Genomic DNA, 19,617 nt, shown 5'->3' with positions numbered 1-19,617 from the left:
GGCCGGTCTAATGACCGGCGCTCCCAGGGGAGCACAGGATCGGCGGAGCCGGGAGCGATGGCTTTAGCCGATATTAGGTGCGCCGACATGGGCTTCGATGGCTTGAAGGCCGATGTGGCGCTACGGATCATCCGAACAAAAAATGCCCCCGTGACCTGCTTGGCGAGCGGGTCATAAGGGCTGGGATTCACCGGCGACCTTGAACCTTGAATAAGGCCGCCGGTGATTTGATCTAACAACGGTGCCCGTTCACGGTGCGGTTCCGCTCACCTTCACGCGCAGGAATCCTGCGTTTGGCTTGTTCGGACCCTGCAGCATGAAGCTGCGGAATTCGTAGCCCTCCGGTGGATTGCCGAGACCATCGGTGACCGGGGCGATGGCCGAGACCGGATGCGTGAAGTCCGTGAGGTCGGAGCTGCCCTCGACGACGTAGTTCACACCGTCCCATGCGATGGCCGGGGATGGCGATCCCTCGAAGGCCGACGCACCTTGCCGCACCGCGATGGTCATCACGATGTCCTTCACAGTACCCCCCAGCCCGCGGTCGGACGAGAAGACATGCACCACCGGCTTGCCGGTCCCGCTGTCGGGATCACCGCCGAGGGCATACTCCAGCAGGTTCGAGCTGCCATCGCCATCAGGGTCCGCGTCGGGGCCGATGACGAGCGGGTCGGTCTCGCCGGGGAAGAAGCCCGCGATCCACTCCTGATAGGGCGACTGCGTGCCCGCGATCGAGGTGATCTCGATGCTGTTCTCATGGTAAACCACCGTCACGCCCTCCGGCACCGACGCGAACTCGCCCGTGCGGCTGCCGAAGTTCGCGATCACATACGGCAGTCCGGCAGGCGCGCCCGTCAGATTCACCGACAGGGTCGCGCCGGTCAGGTCGAGATCGCCCATCACCATGAGCATGTCGTTCTTCACGTCCTTGCTCTCGTCGATGTCCACCACCAGCCTGGAGCCAGCGGTGAAGGAGACGTCTTGCAGAGCGGTCAGCACACCGGTCGTGTCACCCGTTACAGCGCGGCCGGGATTGATCGCACCGGCCACCGTCACGTCACCACCCAGGATGCCGACACCGCCGAGCGTGCCTGCCGTGGAGACCTGCGTCTCACCCGTGGCCGCAGAGTGATCCGCATTCACCAGCAGCGTCCCCTGCTCCGCGCGGGTGAGGCCGCTGTAGATGCTGGCGCCCTCGAGCGAAAGCGATCCCGCGCCCTGCTTCACCAGATCGCCCGCGACATTTTGCGCGAGCACCGGGGTGCCCACCGTGAGGCCGGAGCCCTCGCCACCGCCGAGGATATTGATCGTGGGAGCCGAGGTGTAGTTGATGCCCGGGCTCGTCACGGTGATGCTGGTCACCACGCCATCGGTCACGCTTGCCATGGCCGTGGCACCCGTGCCGCCGCCACCGGTGATCTCCACATACGGCGCAGCGAGGTAGCCGGAGCCGCCATTGGTGACCGGGATGCTCGTGACACCGCTGCCGGTGGGATCTTCGAAGATCTGGCCCACGCGGATGTTGAAGCCATTCGAGTCGATCAACGCGCCACCCGCATACAGATACGCATTGCACCCGGTCATGAAGAGCGTCTGGTTCGACCCGGGCTGATTGCCACGCGCGCGGAGGACGCCGCCTTGGAAATTGAAAGGCGCACGCAGCGTCGATCCACCACGCGCGACCACCTGCGTCGCGATGGTGCCGCCGGGCAGCAGGTTCACCGTGCCGTCACCCGGGTCCGCGGCGGCACCGGCACTGACGGTGAGGCCACCTGTTAGATTCAGGAGACCGCCGTCGCGCACGTTCACCGTGCCGGTGCCCTTTTCACCCACCACCATGCGGTTGCCGGTGGAGGTCTGGTTGATCACGCCGCCCTCGCGCACATCCAGCACGCCGCGACCGCGGGAGATCGAGCCATTCTGATAGCGCCCGATCGAGATGACACCGGAGTTGAAGTTCGCCGTCGCATTCTCCACCTCCATCACGCCGATGCCGTGCGCGCCGATCTGGAAGTGCGTGCTGCTATTCAGCTCGCCGCCGGTCATGCGGTAGGCACCCCAGGAAAGCGACGAGGTATTGTTCGTGCCGCCGATCACGTTGTCGGATCCGCCGGAGCGATCGTGCACCACACCGCCGGTCTGAAGGATGACTCCGGAGGTATTGAGATTCCGTGCCACGATGATTGAGCCGGCATTCACCACTCCATCGCTGACGAGGAGGCGGCCCGACGCCGCCTGTGTATCGCCGACGAACAGCTCGCCGGTCGTGAAGATCAGCGGCTCGGCGTTCACGAATTCGCCCTCGATGCTGGTGCTGCCGACACTCGCCATCGCCTGATTCACGAGGGAGGCACCAGGATAGACCTGCAGCGGCCCAGTGGTCTCGATGGTGCCGGTGGCCGTCACCTGGCCCGCACCCGCGAGACGAATGATCCCGGCTCCGGTGAGGTTGTTAGAGAATGTAGTCGCATCCTGGCGATTCAGCACCAGCACGCCTTCGTCCGTGAGCGCCAGCGGGCCGCTGCCCGGTGTGCCCGTGGTGCCGCCATTCCCGATGACGAGTTGGCCGCTGTTCACGGAAATCCTGCCCGCATGCGCCGAGTTGTCAGCCGTGAGGATCACCGGGCCGGTGCCTGCCTTGGAAAAATGAGCCGCACCGGAGATCGGGCCGGAGAGCGTCAGCGAGGCCGTGGAGCTGGTATTCGCCATTTCCGTCTCCGAGGAAAGCAGCAGCGGAGCGGAGATCTCGTTCGCGCCGCTCGTCGAGGTCTGGGTGAGGCTGGCATAGGCACCCGGCGCGGCACTCATCTCCAGCACGCCACTGGTGCCCGCAGTCACGGTGAAGCGATGGCTTCCGTCCGCATCGCCGATGGTGAAGTTCCCGAGCTTCGCGGTGGTATTCAGCTCGATGGTCTGGTCGCCCGTGATGTTGTTCACCACGTTGGCCATGGCACCGGCGGCATTCGGGAAGGCGGACGCGGCATTCCAATTGTCCTGCCCCCCGGCGTTGTTGAAGGCATGCGTGCCACCCGCAGCGGGCGACCACCGGAAGACGTTCACCGCGCCCGAGGTGAGCGTGTCGGGACCTGCTTCCGTATTCCCGCGGATCTCGCTTTCGGTGAGCGTGTAATTGTAAACGCGGAACTCATCGAAGACTCCGGCGAATCCCGAATCGGCACCGAAGTCCGAGCGGCCGAGCCAGTTGTTCACGTCGCCGATGCTCGTCGGGCCCTGCGTTTCCGGCAGCGTCTCCATGAGGTAGCCATTGCGGTAGAGGCGCCACTCCTTGAAATCCGGATCGTAGGTGATGGCGTAGTGCATCTTCACGTTCAGCGTGGTGGCGCCTTCCGACTGGCGGTTGTTGCCGCCGTTCGACATCGTGCCGCCCACTCGCTCCAGCCGCATGTTCGTGGCGGTGCCGGTGTTCGCGTAGAGCGCGATGGACTCGGCCCCGTTGAAGGAGGGGGAATTCCCCGGCGTATTCACCTCGCCGATGGTGCTCTTGCTGAAGCTCATCATGCGGCTGCCGGATTGCGTCGAGGCCTGGGTGGCCCACACTTCCAGCGTCACCCGCTGCTTGCTGGAGACGATGCCATTCGGCAGGTCGATGTAGGCGGGCTGGGTGGCTGGCAGGCCACCGGGAAGCGTGACGCCCGTGCCGGTGAAGGTCGCTCCATTGCCACGGATGACGCCGGTCAGGCCGCCGATGCTATCGGAAACGATCGCGCCATTCGCTGCCGGGCCCGCGGCCTCGCTGAAGGACCAGCGGTGAACCGGCGGGCGGCTGAGCGGCGCGGGCGTGATGCCCGGATGCGCGGCCACCTCGGTATTGTAATTGTTCAGGATCTGCACGGCGGACAGCGCACCGGAGTGGATGCGGATGCGACTGATGGCCCCGGAGAACTGGCGAAGACGACCCACGTCCGTGCCGTCCGTATTCCGCTCGGTGCCGACGTAGATCTGCAGGCCGTCCTTTGCATCCAGCGTCACCGCCTTGCTCGCATTGAGCTGGCCATCCACATAGACGCGCTGCGTGGTACCATCGAAGGTGGCCACGATGTGGTGCCACACGCCGACCGCCGGACCACCGGCATGCGGGGCGGCGAATGCGGCGTCCGCGGAATCCCAGCGACCGATCGCCCCGGAGCCACCGTGGCTGCCGTAGCGGAAGCCCGCGAGCGTGCCTGCCGGACCGCCGCGAGCGCTCCAAGAGACGACGGACTCCTCGGGACGCGTCTGGCCTTGGAAGACCCAGTACTCCACCGAGTGCGTCGCATTCGGCGCGTCGAGCGCGGCGGTGGTCACGGGACCGGCGAGGTAGTCGCCATCGCCATCCAGCACCAGCGCGAGCTTGCCGCCGATCGTCTGGAGCTGCGGCGTGCCGGTCGGCTGCTTGATGAAGTCACCGGGGATGCCGGTGACCGAGTGCTGCGGCCACACGCCTTCCTCCGTCCTATAGTCGGTGGCATCCAGGTCGATGAGGAGTTCGCCGGCGACCTCCACCGCGCCGTGGACGATGGCCGTGGAAAGACAGCTCGCGATGATGGCCGTGCGGAGCGAGGTGCGATGATGGAAAAAGTGGGGCTTCACGTTGGAGTCGGGGATTATGGTACGATAGGACTAGTAATTAGAAATCGGAGGGAGGGTCGGTCACGGCGCGGGATCGCGGCGTCTCTCGGTAATGATCTTCACCTGGATCATCCCGGCCTCGCGGGCGGTCCCGGCGAGGATCAGCGCGAGCTTCCTGACGCCCGGGTCGTATTCCCAGATGGAGGAATAGAGCACCGTGGAGGTCTTCTCCGCCGGAGCCATCTGGACGGGCACGTTGCGTGCGGCACCGCCGGGGTCCACGTCCACCGGCACCCAGGACTTGTCCAGACGGAGGACGCTCTTCTCGCATCTCACAGCCAGCGGCTTGCCCGTGGTATTCAGGAAGCGCGTGGTGCCGTATTTGAAACCGGCGGACGAATCATCCACCGCGAAGCCCCGCACGCCGGCGTCGCCCGCCGCGTCCGGCAACAGGATGACGAGCGGCTCCGCGAGTCCCTGCGGGATCTTCACGGCGACAGTGGCGGGATCGCCTTCCGGGCCCTTCGCTGCCGGATTCACGAGAATGAGTTCCGCATCGCCAGGCAGATCCGTCACGGGCTCCGAGCGCTTGTCGGCGTGGAGGTCCACGATGGGGCGATCCTTTCCGTCGTGGCGCACCATCAGCTTCAGCGAGGAGACCTGGTGATCCCACGCCAGGAAGCGCACCGACGCGGCCTCTGCATGCGCGCACAGGAATGCGGCAGCGAGGACCGCAGCCGCGCGAAAGGAAGTCAGCATCGGAGCCGGAGTCATGATCGGATTTCGGAAGGATGGAGCATCTGGAAGGAAACGATCTCGAAGCGCCTGCCGAATTGCCGGTTCACCGGGCTCGCCTCATCGGGAGCCGTCTCCGGACGATCCACAGCGTCGATGAAATCCGGCGTGCGTTGCACCACGGCCTCACACCAGGCGCGCGCGGCGACCTTCCCTGACTTGTCCAGCGACTCGCCATACGCGCGGATCGTGAAGGTGTCCGAGCGGCACGTGATGACGGGCGCGAGCGATTGCAGCACGTCCGCCTGCGTCAGGAAGCCGGGGATCGCCACGCCGCTGTCCGGGATGATGTGCGACTGCGCCTCGGCAGGGTAGCCGTCCATCGGGAAGGGCTTCTGCGATGCCTGAGTGTTCACGCCCGCGGCATCGATCGCCGACTGCACCGCGCCGGATTTGCCGAGATCGGACTTCTCCACGCGGCGGTTCACGAATTCCGCGAGCGAAAGGAACGGCCCCCTCGCCTTCACCTGCTCCACCATCCCGGCGGCCAGCTCGCGGACCTGCGCGTCCGTCAGCGAGCGGAAGCCATTCCAGATGTCCCCCTCGCTGCCCGATGGCTGGCGGAAGCGAGGGAAGGACGTGCTGTCCGCTGCCGCCTGCGCACCGCCCTCGACCTCGAAGTCCTGCCCGCGCAGGCCCGCGAGCAGCGCGGTCCACGCCTCGACATCGGTGGAGTTGATATTGAAAGCACCGTCCACCATCAGGTGCGCGGCGGCCATGCGGCAGCCAGCGGGCGAGGACAGTGAGTCCACCAGCGACTCATCTGTTAGGCCTCCCTGGTGGAGATGCATGCGCGGATTCGCCAGCGGATGCTCGCGTGAATTTGCCACGAAGTCTTCCAGCACGGAGCGGCTGGATTTCACGACATTCGCACGCGGTGTCTCCCATGCCTTCCCCGGAGTGCCGGCGGCACCCGGCTCCAGCACCGGCGAGATGCCGCTGAAGAAGAAGCCATCCCACAGCGCCTCGTTCACGAGATAGCTGGTGTCGTAAACCGGCACGCCGCCCGCCACCTTGCTCTTGTCCAGCTTGCCCACGCTGGAGATCGGCAGGTAGGAAGATGCCCAACTGTTGCCGAACTGATACGATGTCGAGAATGTCGATGACCCGAGATTCGCGTGCTGGAAGGCACCGAGCGAAAGCACGGGATCACGCGGGATCTCGAAGAACGGCAGGCGGTCCCGTCCGAACTGCGGGTCCAGCGCGCCGCCCCAATAGCTCCGCTGGCCATTGAAGGACGTCTGGATCGCGCTGTCGAAGGTGGACACCGGCCGCAGGTGCGACTGGTAGTGCGGCACCGCGGTGAAGGACCCGGCGGCAAGCTGGTGGCTGATGGCGGACTGCCGCGGATTTGTCGTGTAGAGCAGGTCGGACACGGTGGCCACGCCGGGCAGCCCGCGATTTGCCACATGCTGGAAGGTCTCCAGCACGCCGAAGGGCTGGCGCTCCGCCTTCAGGTCGCCATAGGTCAGCTTCCGCGAGGTGACGCGCGGCACCGGCGAGGAAAACTTGATCGTCTGCACCTCCGCGATCACCTGCCCGGTCGCGAAGTCCGAGGGGATCTTGATGCGCGTGGCATCCTCCATGCCGATGAAATAATTGAAGCGCCCCGTCGCGCCGGACTCCATCACCGTGACGGTGACCGAGTCGTCCGGGCCCATCACCGCGGTGAAGCCGTCGCCGCCATTCCCGCCCTCCATCGGGATGCTCAGCCCGCCCTTCGTATTGAGCTGCTGGATGTCATCCACCGGCTTCATCCTCACGGTGCGCGCGGCATTCGCGGAGATGCGCTTGAATTCCGAGGTGGTCGTGCTCGCGGGGGAAAAGATCCGCACCTCGCCCGCCTCCATGCGGATCGGCACGTTCGTCCGCCCGTCGCCCTTGGCCGTCAGCTCGCAGAAGAAATACGGATCGATCGAGCGCCCGTGCTGCTTCGTCATCATGGATGACATGAAGACGGTCTCACGCTTCTCCCCCACGGTGGGCCCGGAGAAATCCCACTGGATGCGGAAGGGAACGTCCATCCACGGATAGACCACCGTGCCCTCCATCTCCAGGGCGATGTTGTACGGGTTCCATAGTACCACCACGGGCGTCATCACCAGCCGCACCTGGTTGTCCGCGCCCAGACGCGCGCTGAAGAGGAAGATCACGCGGTTCAGCACCGGCCGGATGGAGAGCGCGGAGCCCTTCCCCGTCGGCGGCTTGGCAGGTGAGAAGAAGGTCTTCGCCTGCGGTGCCGCGGCGAGCGCGATGCCCGCGTGATCCTCGCCACGCTCCGCCACCGTGGGGCTCTGGCCGCCGTAGAGGTGATAGGGCAGGCGCGCGAAGGAGCGCAGGTGATCGAAGGTCGGGACGCCCGCCGCGTAGAAGCGGTTCGCCACATTCGTGGGCTCGTAGTCGGTGGTGAAGGAAACGATGGGGCTCTCCACCAGCGGGGTGAAAAGCGCGCGCTGGCCCTTGTAGGTGGCCGGAGTCCGCACGCCCTCGGGAGCGCCTGCGGAGCGGAAGGGATTTGCCACACCGCCCCACGAGGCCTGCGCGAATGTTGCATCTTCCAGCTCCAGACCCAGGCTGAGGTCCGTCTTCAGACCGCCCCGCACCACGTCACTGAGCACTCCGAAGGAACTCGCGGTGAAGCTCGCGCGCGCCTGGCCAAACGACTGCCCCGCATCCATCAGGCCCGAATCCAGCTCCACCTGGTTCAGCGAGATCACGGAGCCCGCGCGCCGGTCCCACCCGGACTCCGGCTGGCGTAGTACTTCGGAAAGCGCCAGCGATGGACGCGGCTGCACATGCAGGGGTGCGTTCTTCACCTCATCGTCGGGATCGTCCTCGGGTCCCGCCACGTTCACCTTCGCCTTCGTGTTTTCCTGCGAGACCGCCCACGCATATCGACCCTCGGGAACACCTACTGGCGCGCCTTTCAGATCAAAGCCATCCGTTTCCCTGCCGAACAAGGCCACGTCATTCCCGCCCGGTTCTAGGCGGCCCAGGTCCTCGCTACGCGTGATCTCGTCCGCGCCGGATACCAGCCACCGCTTGAAGCGCGACGACTTCTCCGCGTCGTAGTCCGGAGCCTCGCGGTCCGGCGCCTCCGTGAAACCGGGCGACCATGACTCCCACACGCCGACCAGATGAGGCTGCCCGGTATTCCCCAGGATCGAGGCATCGGCGGTGATCCTGCGGTCATCCCCCACCTCCTCCTGCAGCCTCGCCAGCGCCATCATCAGCGCCAGCCGCGCATTTGCCCGCGCCTCCCGCGCCGCCTGGCCCGCGCCCTCCGATCGCAGGCTGATCCCACCGAGAGTGAGCAGGCCCAGTGCGAGCATCACCAGCAACACCGAAAGTGTCAGGACCGTCACCAGCGCGAAGCCCCGCGGATGCCCGCCGGATCTAACAGATCGCCCTCCGCGGCACCTGCCGGAACCGGGCACGGCTCCACTCTCCGATCTCGTTAACCGGGAGGTCTCGGGAAAGAAGGGGATGTTTCTCATGGCAGTCGCAGATCGCCGGACTAACCATTTATGCGGAATCAAATCCGCCAGTCCGCCGAGATTTCCCGAATTTCCCCGCGCTGCAAATCGCCCCTCCCACCACGTGACCGGATCGTCACAACCGCACGCTATCCAAGCACTTCACACATATGATTGGCCCGTCGCGTCCGTAGCGTCTTTCTAACAGCATCCCCCTCTCGGCGATCGCCTACTGGCCTTTCCGCTGGACCTCGGGATGGATGCTGCGCCGGTCAAAGTCGGCTGCCGTGATCGAGAGCCCGGCTGCCTGAAGTGCTGCTTCACCGGGCCTGGGACGTGGCGCGTCCGATGCCGCCCTGCTCCGCCTCGGCGAGCAGGATGGCTGCGGCGGACCAGTCATACCACTTCGGGATGATGGCCTTTTCCTCGGTCATCTCCGTGGTCAGGTTCCCGAGGATGAGGTCCTTCGCCCATCGGAAATCTTCCTCAGCCGCCGTCGCATTGCCGAGCCTCTGATGCGATAGCGCGGTGAGCAGGCGGATCGACGCGGCGCAGATGTCCTTGATCCCCGAGATCTCCAGCCCCGTGCGCCCGGTGGCGATCACTTCCTCGAAGTCGCCCATGCGATACTGGTAGAGCGCGAGCGAGAATGCCTCCCACGCGGGGTATTCGCCGCGGGCCTCCCCATCGATGGTCTCCTGGCAACGCGCGGCCGCGTCCTCCAGCATGTGCAGCACGTCCTGCGAAGGCGGCGTCAGCAGGCAGGCTTTCAGCAGATGCTCCGCCTCGAGCGAGTCGCCCACGGGCAGCAGGCGCTCCAGCGCATCCCGGCGGAAGGCCTCGTAGCCCGCGAAGTCGCCGGACTTGAGCAGGGCCGACGCGGTCACCAGCAAATCCGAGCCGCGGAGAATGTCGGAGGCCGTGTTCAACTTCGTGGCTTGGTTCATCAGGCGGAAGCACTGCACCGCCTTGTCCCACTCGCCATAGGTGCCATACCAGCCGCCCAGGCTGCGGAAGACGGAAGAGGCTTCCTTCGAGGGCTCGATGGACTCCAGCGGATTCGCCTGCAGGAGTTCGTCCGCCTCCTTCTCCTTCCCCTCGCTGAGGAGGAAGGCGGCGCGGGAAACATTCGCGCGGGCCTGCGCCTGGTTGCGGAGCTGCTGCTCCAGATCACGCGAATGCTCGGCCTCGCGGCTGAGCCTCGCCTGCTCGTAGAGCGCGGATCGCTCGCGGAAATACAGCCGCAGCGATGTGCCGAATCCGAGCAGGATGGACGCCGCCACCGCGCACGCGGAGAAGAAGGGGATCTTGTTCCGCCCGATGAATTTCCGGAAGGAGTAGATGTTGTTCGGATTCCTCGCCGACACCGGCTTGTTCTCCAGCCACAGGCGCAGGTCCGTGGTCAGGCTGTTCGCCGTCTCGTAGCGCTTGTTGCGATCCTTCTCGAGCGCCTTCATCACCACGAGGTCGAGGTCCCCGCGAAGGGCCGCCGAGAGCTTCGGCACGCTGGTGCCCCGTGCTTCCGCGATGGCTTCCTGCTCCGGCGCGGGGATGCCGCCGAGCCTTGCCGAGGGCTTCGGATGTAGAGCTTCCAGCAGCTTCTTCCGCATGGAAGCCAGCCCGGAATTCGCGAGCTCTGACCGGTCGAAAGGCGTGCGCGAGGTGAGCAACTCGTAAAGCAGCACGCCGAGGCTGTAGATGTCGCTGCGCGTGTCCACGTCCAGCCCGATCATCTCCACCTGCTCCGGGCTCATGTAGGCCGGCGTGCCCAGGAATTGATCGTGCGAGGTCAGCAGCGGATGGGCCTTCAGGTCGTGGCTCGCCGCCTTCGCGATGCCGAAGTCGATCACCTTTGCCACCGGCTTGCGGTCCTGGTCCTGCACGGTGACGAGCACGTTCGACGGCTTGATGTCGCGGTGGATGATCCGCTTCGAGTGCGCGTGCTGGATGGCCGCACACACGTCCGCGAAGAGGGCGATGCGCTGGCGGATGCCCAGCTTTTCCCGGTCGCAGTACGTGGTGATCGCCTCGCCCGTGACGAGTTCCATCACGAAGTAGGGTCGGCCATTGTGCGTGCCGCCCGCATCGAGGACCTTCGCGATATTCGGGTGGTCCATGATCGCGAGCGCCTGCCGCTCGATGTCGAAGCGCGCCTTCGCCGCGGCGCTCTCCGTGTCGATGGTGATGATCTTCAGCGCCACCCTCCGCCGCACCGGCTCGCGCTGCTCCGCCTCATAGACGATGCCGCTGCCGCCCACGCCCAGGCACCGCACCAGATGATACTGGCCGATGGATGAGCCGATGAGATCCCGCGTGACCGACGATGGCTCGGCTGCCGCGGCCGGCGGATCCTCTTCCGGAGAAATCTCGCGGAAAAGCTCCGTCGCGACGTGCCCCCTCGCCTCCCCCGCTTCCAGGAAGAAGGGCGTGGAGTCGCGGGAGGAATCCAGCAGCTCGCGCATCTGCTCCAGCCCCTCACGGTCGTCCTGAAAGGCGCGCTCCAGGAACTTCTCCCGCGTGCCGGGGTCGTCCAGCGAGAGGGCGGCCTCGAAGATCGCACTGGCCAGCGCCAGCTCTGTGGCTGCGTCGTTCACGCGGCCTAACAGCTCTGGAGATCGTCGCGGATGATCTTGAAGAGCCTCGCCTTTGCAAAGGTCCACTGCCTCTCCACCGCGCGCACGCTCTGGAAGGACATGGAGGCGATCTCCTCGCTGGTGAAGCCGCTGAAAAACTTCAGCACCACGATCTCCGCCGCCATGGGGTCCTCCTTCTCGAGGATCTTCAGCGACTCGTGGATGATGACCAGGTGATCCACGTGCGGGTGGCTCACGGTGGAGGAGTCAGGCTCCGGCTCCACCGTCTGGCGCTTCAGCGCGGACTTGCTCCGGGACCGGTCCACCAGCACGCGGCGCATGGCCTCCGCCGCGGCACCGAGGAAGTGCGCCTGGCTGTGCCAGTCCGACTTCGACGAGACCAGCCGGAGCCATGCCTCGTGGACCAGCGCGGTCGGCTGGAGCGTCTGGAGCCCGCGCTCGCGGAACATCTTCGACGCGGCGAGCCTCCGCAACTTGTCATACACCAGCGGCAGCATGCGGTGTGAAGTGAGGCCGCCCGTGGAAAACGGGCCGTCTTGGAATGACGCGAAGGTGGCGCACTGGACCTGTTCGCTCATGGCCGCACGGGGTTGGGGTTCCGGGTTTGCATCGTCATGGGTTCACCGAGGCAAGCAGTAGGTTGTAAACCCTAGGCCCCGCCTCCCCCCGGTGTCCAACCGCAAGATGAAAGCATTCCGTCACCATCCGGCGCGTGACGCCTAGCCACAGACCGCGGGCCATTCGCGGATCGATTCTTGGCGCGGGAGGACGCGAAAAGGCGCGAAATCTGAAAGGCAGGAAGAACATCCCGATCCAAGAATTTCGCGGGATTTCGCGTTTTTCGCGGTTCGATCTCTTCCGACGAAGCCTCCTGAACGGCTACAGTCGAAAGCGAATGTTCTAGGGCAGATGCTGCACCAACTCCGGATCGTCGGCGATTTCCTGGCGGACTTCCGGCCACGCCTCGACCGCCGAGAGCACGAGCACCTTCGCCGCCTCGATTTCCCGCGCGCGGGTGGCCACGCCTGCCAGCACGCGGAATCCGCCGGATGCGGCCCAGCGGTCCTCGTCATCCCCCTGGGCAAGATGCTCGGCCAGCTCCCGCACCGTATTCCACCGCTCCAGGCCGATCGCGCAGTAGAGACGGAGCCGGATGGTCTGCGGCGCATTTTGCTCCTCAGGGGGCAAGGCCTCCAGTGCCGCCCACGTCTTCTCCCAGCCATCTTCCGGCACCTTTTCTACGGGATCTCCCATGATGAGCAAAGTCATGGGAGCGGGGAGATTCGCCAGCGGATTTTCACCCCCATTACAAACAATGCGGCCCACGCACCGGCGAGCGGGCGTGGGCCGGAAAAGCAGGTCAGCCCGCGATCAACGGCGGCGGCGGATCAGGAAGGACACGCCCATGAGACCGGCGAGCAGGGCAGTAGACGGCTCAGGGACAGGGGTAAGCACCATCGAGACGTCGTCAAAGATCGCCTGCCGGTCGCCCGTGCTGCCGATCATGCCGAGCTGGAGATTCACGGTGCCCCAGCTATTGGCGCTCGCGGTGTCCAGGATGCCCTGCGTCACGGTGAAATTCCACACGCGCTGCGTCCACACGCCCGGGGCCGCGTCGGCGGCGATGTCGATCGGGCCGGAATTCGGACTCGCACTCGGCGCGTCCGTGTCATTCAGCCACATGTAAACTAGGCCCGGAGCGAGATTGCTACGATAGGTCGTCCACACGGACATCGTCAGCACGTCGCCGGCGACGAGGGAGGACCAGGCGAGGCTCGTGTCCTGATGGATCGTGCGGTGGCCATTGTTCAAGACGTGCGCGAGGTAATACTGGTCACCCGTGTGAGCTCCCAGGACCGCATCGCCCGCGAGCCATGCGCCGTCTCCCACGAAGTGATTGCCGCCTCCACTGGCGAAGGACGTCCAGCCCGCAGGCACGAAGGAGCCTCCCGCGCCGGAGCCTACGGCATCGGTCTCGAATCCCGGGTTGCTGAGTTCGATCACCGTGGCGGCGGACGCCTGCGTGGCAGCGAGGGCGATGGAGGCGCTGGCGAATGCAGCGAGTGCCTTGCATTTCATGGACAATTTCATGGGGCTCTTTTTGAAGTCTTGGAGGGTGGGCGGACCGAGCCGCGAGGTGGCTCGATTGCATCACCCACTTAACCGGAATTGGCACGTACTGGGAATGGACGCTTTGGACAAATCCATGTAAAATCCGGGATGGACATCCACTTGGGGAATCCCGGCATCATCTCGTATTTCGATTCCGCGAATCCTCTCGGCCAGCGCGTTTACGGCGGCCATCTGGCCGGCATCGGCGGCACCGGCTTCAATCACTTCCGCACCTACGGAATGTATGCCATGGTCCTGCTACTGGGAGAGACGAAGGGGCGATTCCGCGACAATCGCGGGACGGACCGCAGGCTTTCCGCCGGGGATCTCATCTTCGTCTTCCCGGAAGTGCCCCACCAGTACGGGCCGGAAAAGGGTGACCACTGGGAAGAGGTTTTCGTCGCCTTCGACGGCCCGGCCTTCGATGCATGGCGGTCCCACGGCCTGAATGTCGCGCTGCCCGTGTGGCGACTGGATCCGCTGGCGGAGTGGTCGGAGCGGTTCTTCCGCGTGCTGAAGCCGACCGTGCGGCCCGTCGATGCCAGCCACCGCGTCGCGGAGATCCACGGCATGATCGCCGATGCCTTGGCCTCGCGCCCGCATGACGATTCCACGCCGGCGTGGCTGGAGCAGGCCTGCCACGCGCTCGCCCGCGGTGCCGGCGCCGCGGATATCCGCGACATCGCCACGCAGGTAGGCCTCGACTACGACTCCTTTCGCAAGGCCTTCAAGGCCGCCACCGGAGAGCCCCCGCAGAAGTACCGCAGCCGCATGCGGGTGGCCCGCGCCGCCCTCACCCTGCAGCGCACGGACCTGAAGATCGACGCCATCGCCACCTCGCTCGGCTACTACGATGCCTTCCATTTCTCGAAGGCCTTCCGCGCCCACCACGGCTGCTCGCCCTCCGACTACCGGCGTCGCGCGGGCGCTACCCCGGGCCACTCGCCGTCCTCGGCGTGAGCATCCCATGAAGGCCCCGGCGCTCCCCCGAATGGAGCACTTGAAGCGGCGGCACGGGAGAACGCACGGTTACCGGTGAAGCTCCACGCTTCATCGAGATGACCCGACTATCCCTTGCCACCCCCCTGCTCGCCCTGGTGCTGGCGGTGCCGCATTCCGCCGCGCAAACGATCCATGCCGGGGACTCCGCGCCACCCATCGCGAAGCGCGCGCGCGTCATCATCGACAATGATTTCGGCGGCGATCCCGACGGGCTTTTCCAGCTCGCCCACCATCTCCTCTCCCCGTCCGTCGAGGTCCGCGGCATCGTCGGCTCGCACAATCATCCCCGCGGATTCTACGGCTATCCCGGCACCGCGGAGCACGCCGTCCACATGGCGGGCGAACTGCTCGCCGTGATGGGCCTCACCGGAAAGGTCCCCCTTTTCAAAGGGGCCGGCACCCCGCTCGCGGACAACGGCACGCCGCAGCGAAATGACGCCGTGGACTTCATCATTCGCGAGGCGATGCGCGAGGACGTGAAGACCCCGCTCTACCTCGTCTGCGGGGCCGGCCTCACCGATGCCGCCAGCGCCTGGCTCACCGAGCCGCGGATCTCGTCGAAGCTGCGGCTCATCTGGATCGGCGGGCCGGAATACCCCGGCACCCCTCCCCCACCCGGAGCCGCGCGGGTGGAATATAATCTCAGCATCGACCGCAAGGCCGCCCAGGTCGTCTTCAACCGCTCCGACCTGCCCCTCTGGCAAGTCCCGCGCAGCACCTACCGCCAGGCGCTCGTCTCCCACGCCGAGCTGAAGCACCGCATGGACCCGGCGCGCAATCCCCTCGGGCGCTACCTGCTCGGCCGACTGGAAGACCTCATGACCCGCGCCAAAGGCTCGCTCGGCGAGGCCTACGTTCTCGGGGACAGCCCGCTCGTCCTGCTCACCGCGCTGCAATCCTCCTGGGAAATCGATCCGTCATCCTGAGGTCGCGTGGAAATGAAGGCCCCGCGCATCGACGACCACGGCCAGTACGCCGCCGTAGAAGGCGGCAGGACCATCCGCGTTTTCACGTCCATCGACAACCGGCTGATGTTAGGTGATTTCCACGCGAAAATCGCAGGATTCGCGGCGAAACAACCTCCGGCCGGCGACTAAAAACCCACGTCCTGAAGGAAAAAAACCCGCATTCACCGCAACACGCTGAGGGCCAGAACATGATATGTTCTAACAGTTAATTTTACTTAAAAATCCATTGCCTCCAGCTACCGGCACATGCATCCGTGGCCCCTCATGAAGACCACGAAAAGCACCTACTGTCCCGGATTCGTCCGATTCGCATCCGCCGTAGCCATCGCCTGCGGCACGCTGGCCCCGGCATCCGCCGCCCTCGTGCTGGACCCCGCCTCGGGTCTCGAACTGGCCTTCACCCCGGACCTCAATGAAGACGCCCAGGTCAACGGGTCGCAGACGATCTCCGGCTCGCTTTTCGGCTTCGGATACGCGGACATGGTCCCCACGATCAGCCTCAATGGCTATATCTCCCTCGGCAGCGCGCCCCCGCTCATGGACCCCATGCGCCTGGGAGAGTCCGGCGGAGACCGGATCGCCCCGCTTTGGTTCGACTTCGGCGTCGGCGCCACGACCAAGGTCATCGAACACACCGGCTCCGGCTACTACGGCATCACCTGGCAGGCTCTCACGGTGCCCGGCCAGACCGACCTCGTCACCTTCCAGGCCATCATTTTCTCGGGCGCTGCCTCCATCGCCGGCCAGAGCTTCCTCGCCGGGGACATCGTCTTCAGCTATGGCGACCTTTCCTTCTATGAGTTCGTCCCGGAAGTGGTGATCGGCCTCGAGGACATCGCCGGAAGCCAGGCCGGGCTTCCCACCTCGGACTTCCCGGGCACCGATCTCCAGGGCTGGCACTCGCATGATGTCACCGGCGACATCCCGGTGGGTGCCGATGAGTTCGTCCGCTTCCGCCCCGATGGCAGCGGCAACTACGGCATCACCCTCGAGACCATCCCAGAGCCCTCCACCAGCTTGCTCATGGCAGCGGGTCTGGCCTGCCTCTGGCGCCGCCGCAGGTAAGGCCCGCCCCTTTCACCCGGCACCAGTGGTCCGGGTGGCGTGTCTGATCCGTCTGTCTCCTCCGGGCAGACGGATCACACGCCCTCCTCGTCTCCGACCCGCCAGATCTCAAATCTCAAATCTCAAATCTCAAATCTCAAATCTCAAATCTCAAATCTCAAATCTCAGATCACGGGTCCCGGATGAAACGGCGGATCGCTGCCCGTCTTTCCCCTTCCCCCCGCCGGGGCTTTCCTCTCCAATCCGCCCGCGATGGCCACGGAGCACATTGATGTCCGCTATGTCGCCGGGTTGTCCCGGCTCGAATTGAATGAGGAGGAATGCGCCGTTTTCCAACGGCAGCTCGAGGCCATCCTGGGCCACGTGGAATCCCTCGCGGCGCTGGATGTGACCGGCATCGAGCCCACCTCCTACCCCGCACCCGTCTATGACGTGATGCGCGAGGACGAGCCGCGCGAGAGCATCCCGACCGAGGCCGTGCTGGCGAATGCCCCGGACCAGGCGCAGGGCCAGATCCGCGTGCCAAAGGTCATCGCCGACGCCTGAACGATCACTGCCCCCAAAGCTTTCCGACTTCCGCCCTCCGGGTCTGTCCCATGTCCCTCGCTTCCGCCTCCATCTCGTCCCTCCGCAAGCAGCTCCTCGCCGGTGACATCACCGCCGTCGAGATCGTCGATGCGCTTGCCGCCTCCGTCTCCGCCCGAAATGAGGAGATCGGTGCCTACCTTTCCACGAATCTCGACGATGCCCGCGCGCAGGCCGCCGCGGCGGACCTGTCGAAGCCGCTGGGCGGCATCCCCATCGCGCTGAAGGACAATATCAACGTGCTCGGCCAGCCCTGCACCTGCGGGTCGAAATTCCTCTCCGCCGGCTACACCTCGCCCTACGACGCCCACGTCACCGGCCTGCTGCGCGATGCCGGGGCGGTGCTCTACGGCCGCACGAATCTGGATGAATTTGCCATGGGCTCGGCGACGGAAAACTCCGCGCTGATGGTGACGCGGAATCCCCGCGACACCACCCGCATCCCGGGTGGCTCGTCCGGAGGCTCCGCCGCCGCCGTCGCCGCGGACCTGGCCATCGCCGCGCTCGGCTCGGACACCGGCGGCTCCATCCGCCAGCCCGCCTCGCACTGCGGCATCGTGGGGCTGAAGCCGTCCTACGGCCGCGTCTCGCGCTACGGGCTCGTCGCCTTCGCCTCGTCGCTCGACCAGATCGGCCCGATGACGAAGTCCGTGGAGGACGCCGCGCTGCTGCTCCAGGCCATCGCCGGTCCGGACCACCGCGACTCCACTTGTCTGAATGTGCCGGTGCCGGACTACTCCGCCGACCTGCACAAGGGCGTGGCCGGCATGAAGCTGGGCATCCCGAAGGAATACTTCGGCGAGGGCATCGACCCCGAGGTCCGCGCCCGCGTCGAGGAGGCCGTGAAGCGCCTGGAGGCTGCCGGGGCGGAAATCGTGGAGATTTCCCTGCCGCACACCGAGCACGCCGTGGCCACGTATTACATCATCGCCCCGGCCGAGGCGTCGTCGAATCTCTCGCGCTTCGACGGCATCCGCTACGGCCAGCGCGCCGCCGCGCCCAAGGACCTGCTGGACCTCTACCAGCGCTCCCGCGAGGAGGGCTTCGGCCCGGAGGTGAAGCGCCGCATCATCCTCGGCACCTACGTGCTCTCCTCCGGCTACTACGACGCCTACTACACCCGCGCGCAAAAGGTCCGCACGCTGATCCGCCGGGACTTCGAGGACGCCTTCCAGAAGATGGACGCGATTCTCACGCCCGTGGCCCCTGCCCCGGCGCGGAAGCTCGGTGAAAACTCCGGCGATCCGCTGCACGAGTATCTCTCCGACATCTTCACCCTCGCGCCGAATCTGGCGGGCCTCTGCGCGATCTCCGTCCCCGCGGGCACGGTGGCTTCGGATACCGGCACGCAGCTTCCCGTGGGCCTCCAGATCCTCGCCCCGCACCTGGCGGAGTCCACGCTCCTCCGCGTCGCCAAGGCTGCGGAGATTTGAGTAGCGGGACGACTTCGTCGTTCCGGCTGGGGGCGGGCCGCGCTCCGGGAAGAGGCCTGCGCTCCCCGAACACGCCCCGTACAGCCGGAAGCGCGCAGCGCATCCGCTACGAAGGCGGTAGCGGGACGACTAGGTCGTTCCGGCTGGGGGCGGACCGCACCCCGGGAAGAAGTCGGCGCCCCCTGGGAACGCGTGCCACCGGCTCGCTTGGACGGTCGTGCGAACCACGGGAAACGCCGCGCACCCGGACCATCGCCGGCACGCTCCATAAGTGGACAGCCCGCCCCGTCATTCCACCCGCACCCAGCCGGAAGCGCGCAGCGCTTCCGCTACGAAGCGGCTACCACAAGAGCGCGAATCCCAAAAAATCGCCCCTTTCCACCTCCATCCAGAGCTAAAAACTCAGGTTTCCACCCCGCGCGAAATCCCCCTCCCGCGTAAAATTTCAAAACCCCGCTCACCCCAAAACCGAATCTTTCCTTGACTGAAAGCGGCCGGGAGCCTAACTCCGCCGCCCCAACAAACGACCCGCGACGCTCATGGCCAACGCTCAAGTCATTCTCAAAGAAAAAATCGAAGGTCTCGGTGCCGAGGCCGATGTCGTCAAGGTCCGTGCCGGTTACGCCCGTAACTTCCTGATCCCACAGGGCAAGGCCTACGAAGCGACCCGCGCGAACCTCCGCCACGTCGAGAACCTCAAGGCCGCCCGCGCCCAGCGCGAAGCCACCGAGCTCGAAGAAGCGAAGGAACTCGGCAACAAGATCGCCAAGCTCCGTCCGAAGTTCACGCTCGAACTCGGCCAGGGTGGCAAGGCTTTCGGCTCCGTCACCTCGCTCGACATCCACAAGGAACTCGAAGCCGCAGGCATCCAGCTCGACCGCCACGCGATCGAACTCGAGAAGCCGATCAAGAAGTCCGGCAAGAGCGACGTGGTCGTCCGCGTCCACCCGGACGTCAGCGTCATCCTCACCATCAACGTCGAAGCAAACGGCGAAGAGGAAGAGGAAGGCTGATTCGG

Annotated in this window: 14 protein-coding genes; 7 read left to right on the top strand and 7 right to left on the bottom strand. The window is 65.7% G+C overall.

Features of this window, described 5'->3' with window-relative positions:
- Nucleotides 1-249: 249 nt before the first annotated feature.
- The 7 genes from OKA04_RS09100 to OKA04_RS09070 form a co-directional block, all read right to left on the bottom strand.
- Nucleotides 250-4,590: a LamG-like jellyroll fold domain-containing protein gene (locus tag OKA04_RS09100; RefSeq protein WP_264500839.1), complete on the bottom strand. Its 4,341-nt coding sequence runs from the start codon at nt 4,588-4,590 to the stop codon at nt 250-252.
- Nucleotides 4,591-4,650: 60 nt separating this feature from the next.
- Nucleotides 4,651-5,328, bottom strand: a complete 678-nt coding sequence (locus tag OKA04_RS09095; RefSeq protein ID WP_264500838.1) for a hypothetical protein — start codon at nt 5,326-5,328, stop codon at nt 4,651-4,653.
- A gap of 11 nt (nt 5,329-5,339) precedes the next feature.
- On the bottom strand, nt 5,340-8,729 hold the full coding sequence (locus OKA04_RS09090; protein ID WP_264500837.1) for a hypothetical protein: 3,390 nt from the start codon (nt 8,727-8,729) through the stop codon (nt 5,340-5,342).
- Nucleotides 8,730-9,160: 431 nt separating this feature from the next.
- The gene (locus tag OKA04_RS09085; protein WP_264500836.1) at nt 9,161-11,434 is read right to left on the bottom strand and encodes a serine/threonine-protein kinase; all 2,274 of its coding nucleotides are present in this window, start codon (nt 11,432-11,434) and stop codon (nt 9,161-9,163) included.
- Nucleotides 11,435-11,439: 5 nt separating this feature from the next.
- Entirely contained in the window at nt 11,440-12,012 is a 573-nt protein-coding gene (locus OKA04_RS09080) for an ECF-type sigma factor (protein WP_264500835.1), read from the bottom strand.
- Nucleotides 12,013-12,334: 322 nt separating this feature from the next.
- On the bottom strand, nt 12,335-12,703 hold the full coding sequence (locus OKA04_RS09075; RefSeq protein WP_264500834.1) for a hypothetical protein: 369 nt from the start codon (nt 12,701-12,703) through the stop codon (nt 12,335-12,337).
- Between the two features lie 102 nt (nt 12,704-12,805).
- Nucleotides 12,806-13,513, bottom strand: a complete 708-nt coding sequence (locus OKA04_RS09070; RefSeq protein WP_264500833.1) for a PEP-CTERM sorting domain-containing protein — start codon at nt 13,511-13,513, stop codon at nt 12,806-12,808.
- Nucleotides 13,514-13,654: 141 nt separating this feature from the next.
- Here OKA04_RS09070 and OKA04_RS09065 point away from each other — a divergent pair, with 141 nt between their 5' ends.
- From OKA04_RS09065 to rplI, 7 genes are all read left to right on the top strand, one after another.
- Nucleotides 13,655-14,506, top strand: a complete 852-nt coding sequence (locus OKA04_RS09065; RefSeq protein WP_264500832.1) for a helix-turn-helix domain-containing protein — start codon at nt 13,655-13,657, stop codon at nt 14,504-14,506.
- A gap of 98 nt (nt 14,507-14,604) precedes the next feature.
- Nucleotides 14,605-15,474, top strand: a complete 870-nt coding sequence (locus OKA04_RS09060) for a nucleoside hydrolase (protein WP_264500831.1) — start codon at nt 14,605-14,607, stop codon at nt 15,472-15,474.
- A gap of 12 nt (nt 15,475-15,486) precedes the next feature.
- Nucleotides 15,487-15,645, top strand: a complete 159-nt coding sequence (locus OKA04_RS09055; RefSeq protein ID WP_264500830.1) for a hypothetical protein — start codon at nt 15,487-15,489, stop codon at nt 15,643-15,645.
- Between the two features lie 135 nt (nt 15,646-15,780).
- Nucleotides 15,781-16,581, top strand: a complete 801-nt coding sequence (locus OKA04_RS09050; protein WP_264500829.1) for a PEP-CTERM sorting domain-containing protein — start codon at nt 15,781-15,783, stop codon at nt 16,579-16,581.
- A 252-nt stretch (nt 16,582-16,833) separates the two neighbouring features.
- Nucleotides 16,834-17,127, top strand: coding sequence for an Asp-tRNA(Asn)/Glu-tRNA(Gln) amidotransferase subunit GatC (gatC, locus tag OKA04_RS09045; RefSeq protein WP_264500828.1), 294 nt, complete (start codon nt 16,834-16,836; stop codon nt 17,125-17,127).
- A gap of 50 nt (nt 17,128-17,177) precedes the next feature.
- Nucleotides 17,178-18,599 (top strand): Asp-tRNA(Asn)/Glu-tRNA(Gln) amidotransferase subunit GatA, encoded by a 1,422-nt coding sequence (gatA, locus tag OKA04_RS09040; protein WP_264500827.1) that lies wholly within the window; start codon nt 17,178-17,180, stop codon nt 18,597-18,599.
- A gap of 539 nt (nt 18,600-19,138) precedes the next feature.
- Entirely contained in the window at nt 19,139-19,612 is a 474-nt protein-coding gene (gene rplI, locus OKA04_RS09035; protein WP_264500826.1) for a 50S ribosomal protein L9, read from the top strand.
- Nucleotides 19,613-19,617 lie beyond the last annotated feature (5 nt).

This window comes from Luteolibacter flavescens (genome assembly GCF_025950085.1).
GTDB classification, from domain to species: Bacteria; Verrucomicrobiota; Verrucomicrobiia; order Verrucomicrobiales; family Akkermansiaceae; genus Haloferula; species Haloferula flavescens.
Note: the sequence above shows the minus strand (reverse complement) of the source record. Positions and strands in the feature narration are given on the sequence as shown.

Excerpts from the sequence above, each read along its gene's own strand:
- OKA04_RS09095 (WP_264500838.1), bottom strand. The coding sequence starts at position 5,328 with ATGCTGACTTCCTTTCGCGCGGCTGCGGTCCTCGCTGCCGCATTCCTG.
- OKA04_RS09080 (WP_264500835.1), bottom strand. The coding sequence starts at position 12,012 with ATGAGCGAACAGGTCCAGTGCGCCACCTTCGCGTCATTCCAAGACGGC.
- OKA04_RS09075 (WP_264500834.1), bottom strand. The coding sequence starts at position 12,703 with ATGACTTTGCTCATCATGGGAGATCCCGTAGAAAAGGTGCCGGAAGAT.
- OKA04_RS09070 (WP_264500833.1), bottom strand. The coding sequence starts at position 13,513 with ATGAAATGCAAGGCACTCGCTGCATTCGCCAGCGCCTCCATCGCCCTC.
- OKA04_RS09065 (WP_264500832.1), top strand. The coding sequence starts at position 13,655 with ATGGACATCCACTTGGGGAATCCCGGCATCATCTCGTATTTCGATTCC.
- OKA04_RS09060 (WP_264500831.1), top strand. The coding sequence starts at position 14,605 with ATGACCCGACTATCCCTTGCCACCCCCCTGCTCGCCCTGGTGCTGGCG.
- OKA04_RS09055 (WP_264500830.1), top strand. The coding sequence starts at position 15,487 with ATGAAGGCCCCGCGCATCGACGACCACGGCCAGTACGCCGCCGTAGAA.
- OKA04_RS09050 (WP_264500829.1), top strand. The coding sequence starts at position 15,781 with ATGAAGACCACGAAAAGCACCTACTGTCCCGGATTCGTCCGATTCGCA.
- gatC (WP_264500828.1), top strand. The coding sequence starts at position 16,834 with ATGGCCACGGAGCACATTGATGTCCGCTATGTCGCCGGGTTGTCCCGG.
- gatA (WP_264500827.1), top strand. The coding sequence starts at position 17,178 with ATGTCCCTCGCTTCCGCCTCCATCTCGTCCCTCCGCAAGCAGCTCCTC.
- rplI (WP_264500826.1), top strand. The coding sequence starts at position 19,139 with ATGGCCAACGCTCAAGTCATTCTCAAAGAAAAAATCGAAGGTCTCGGT.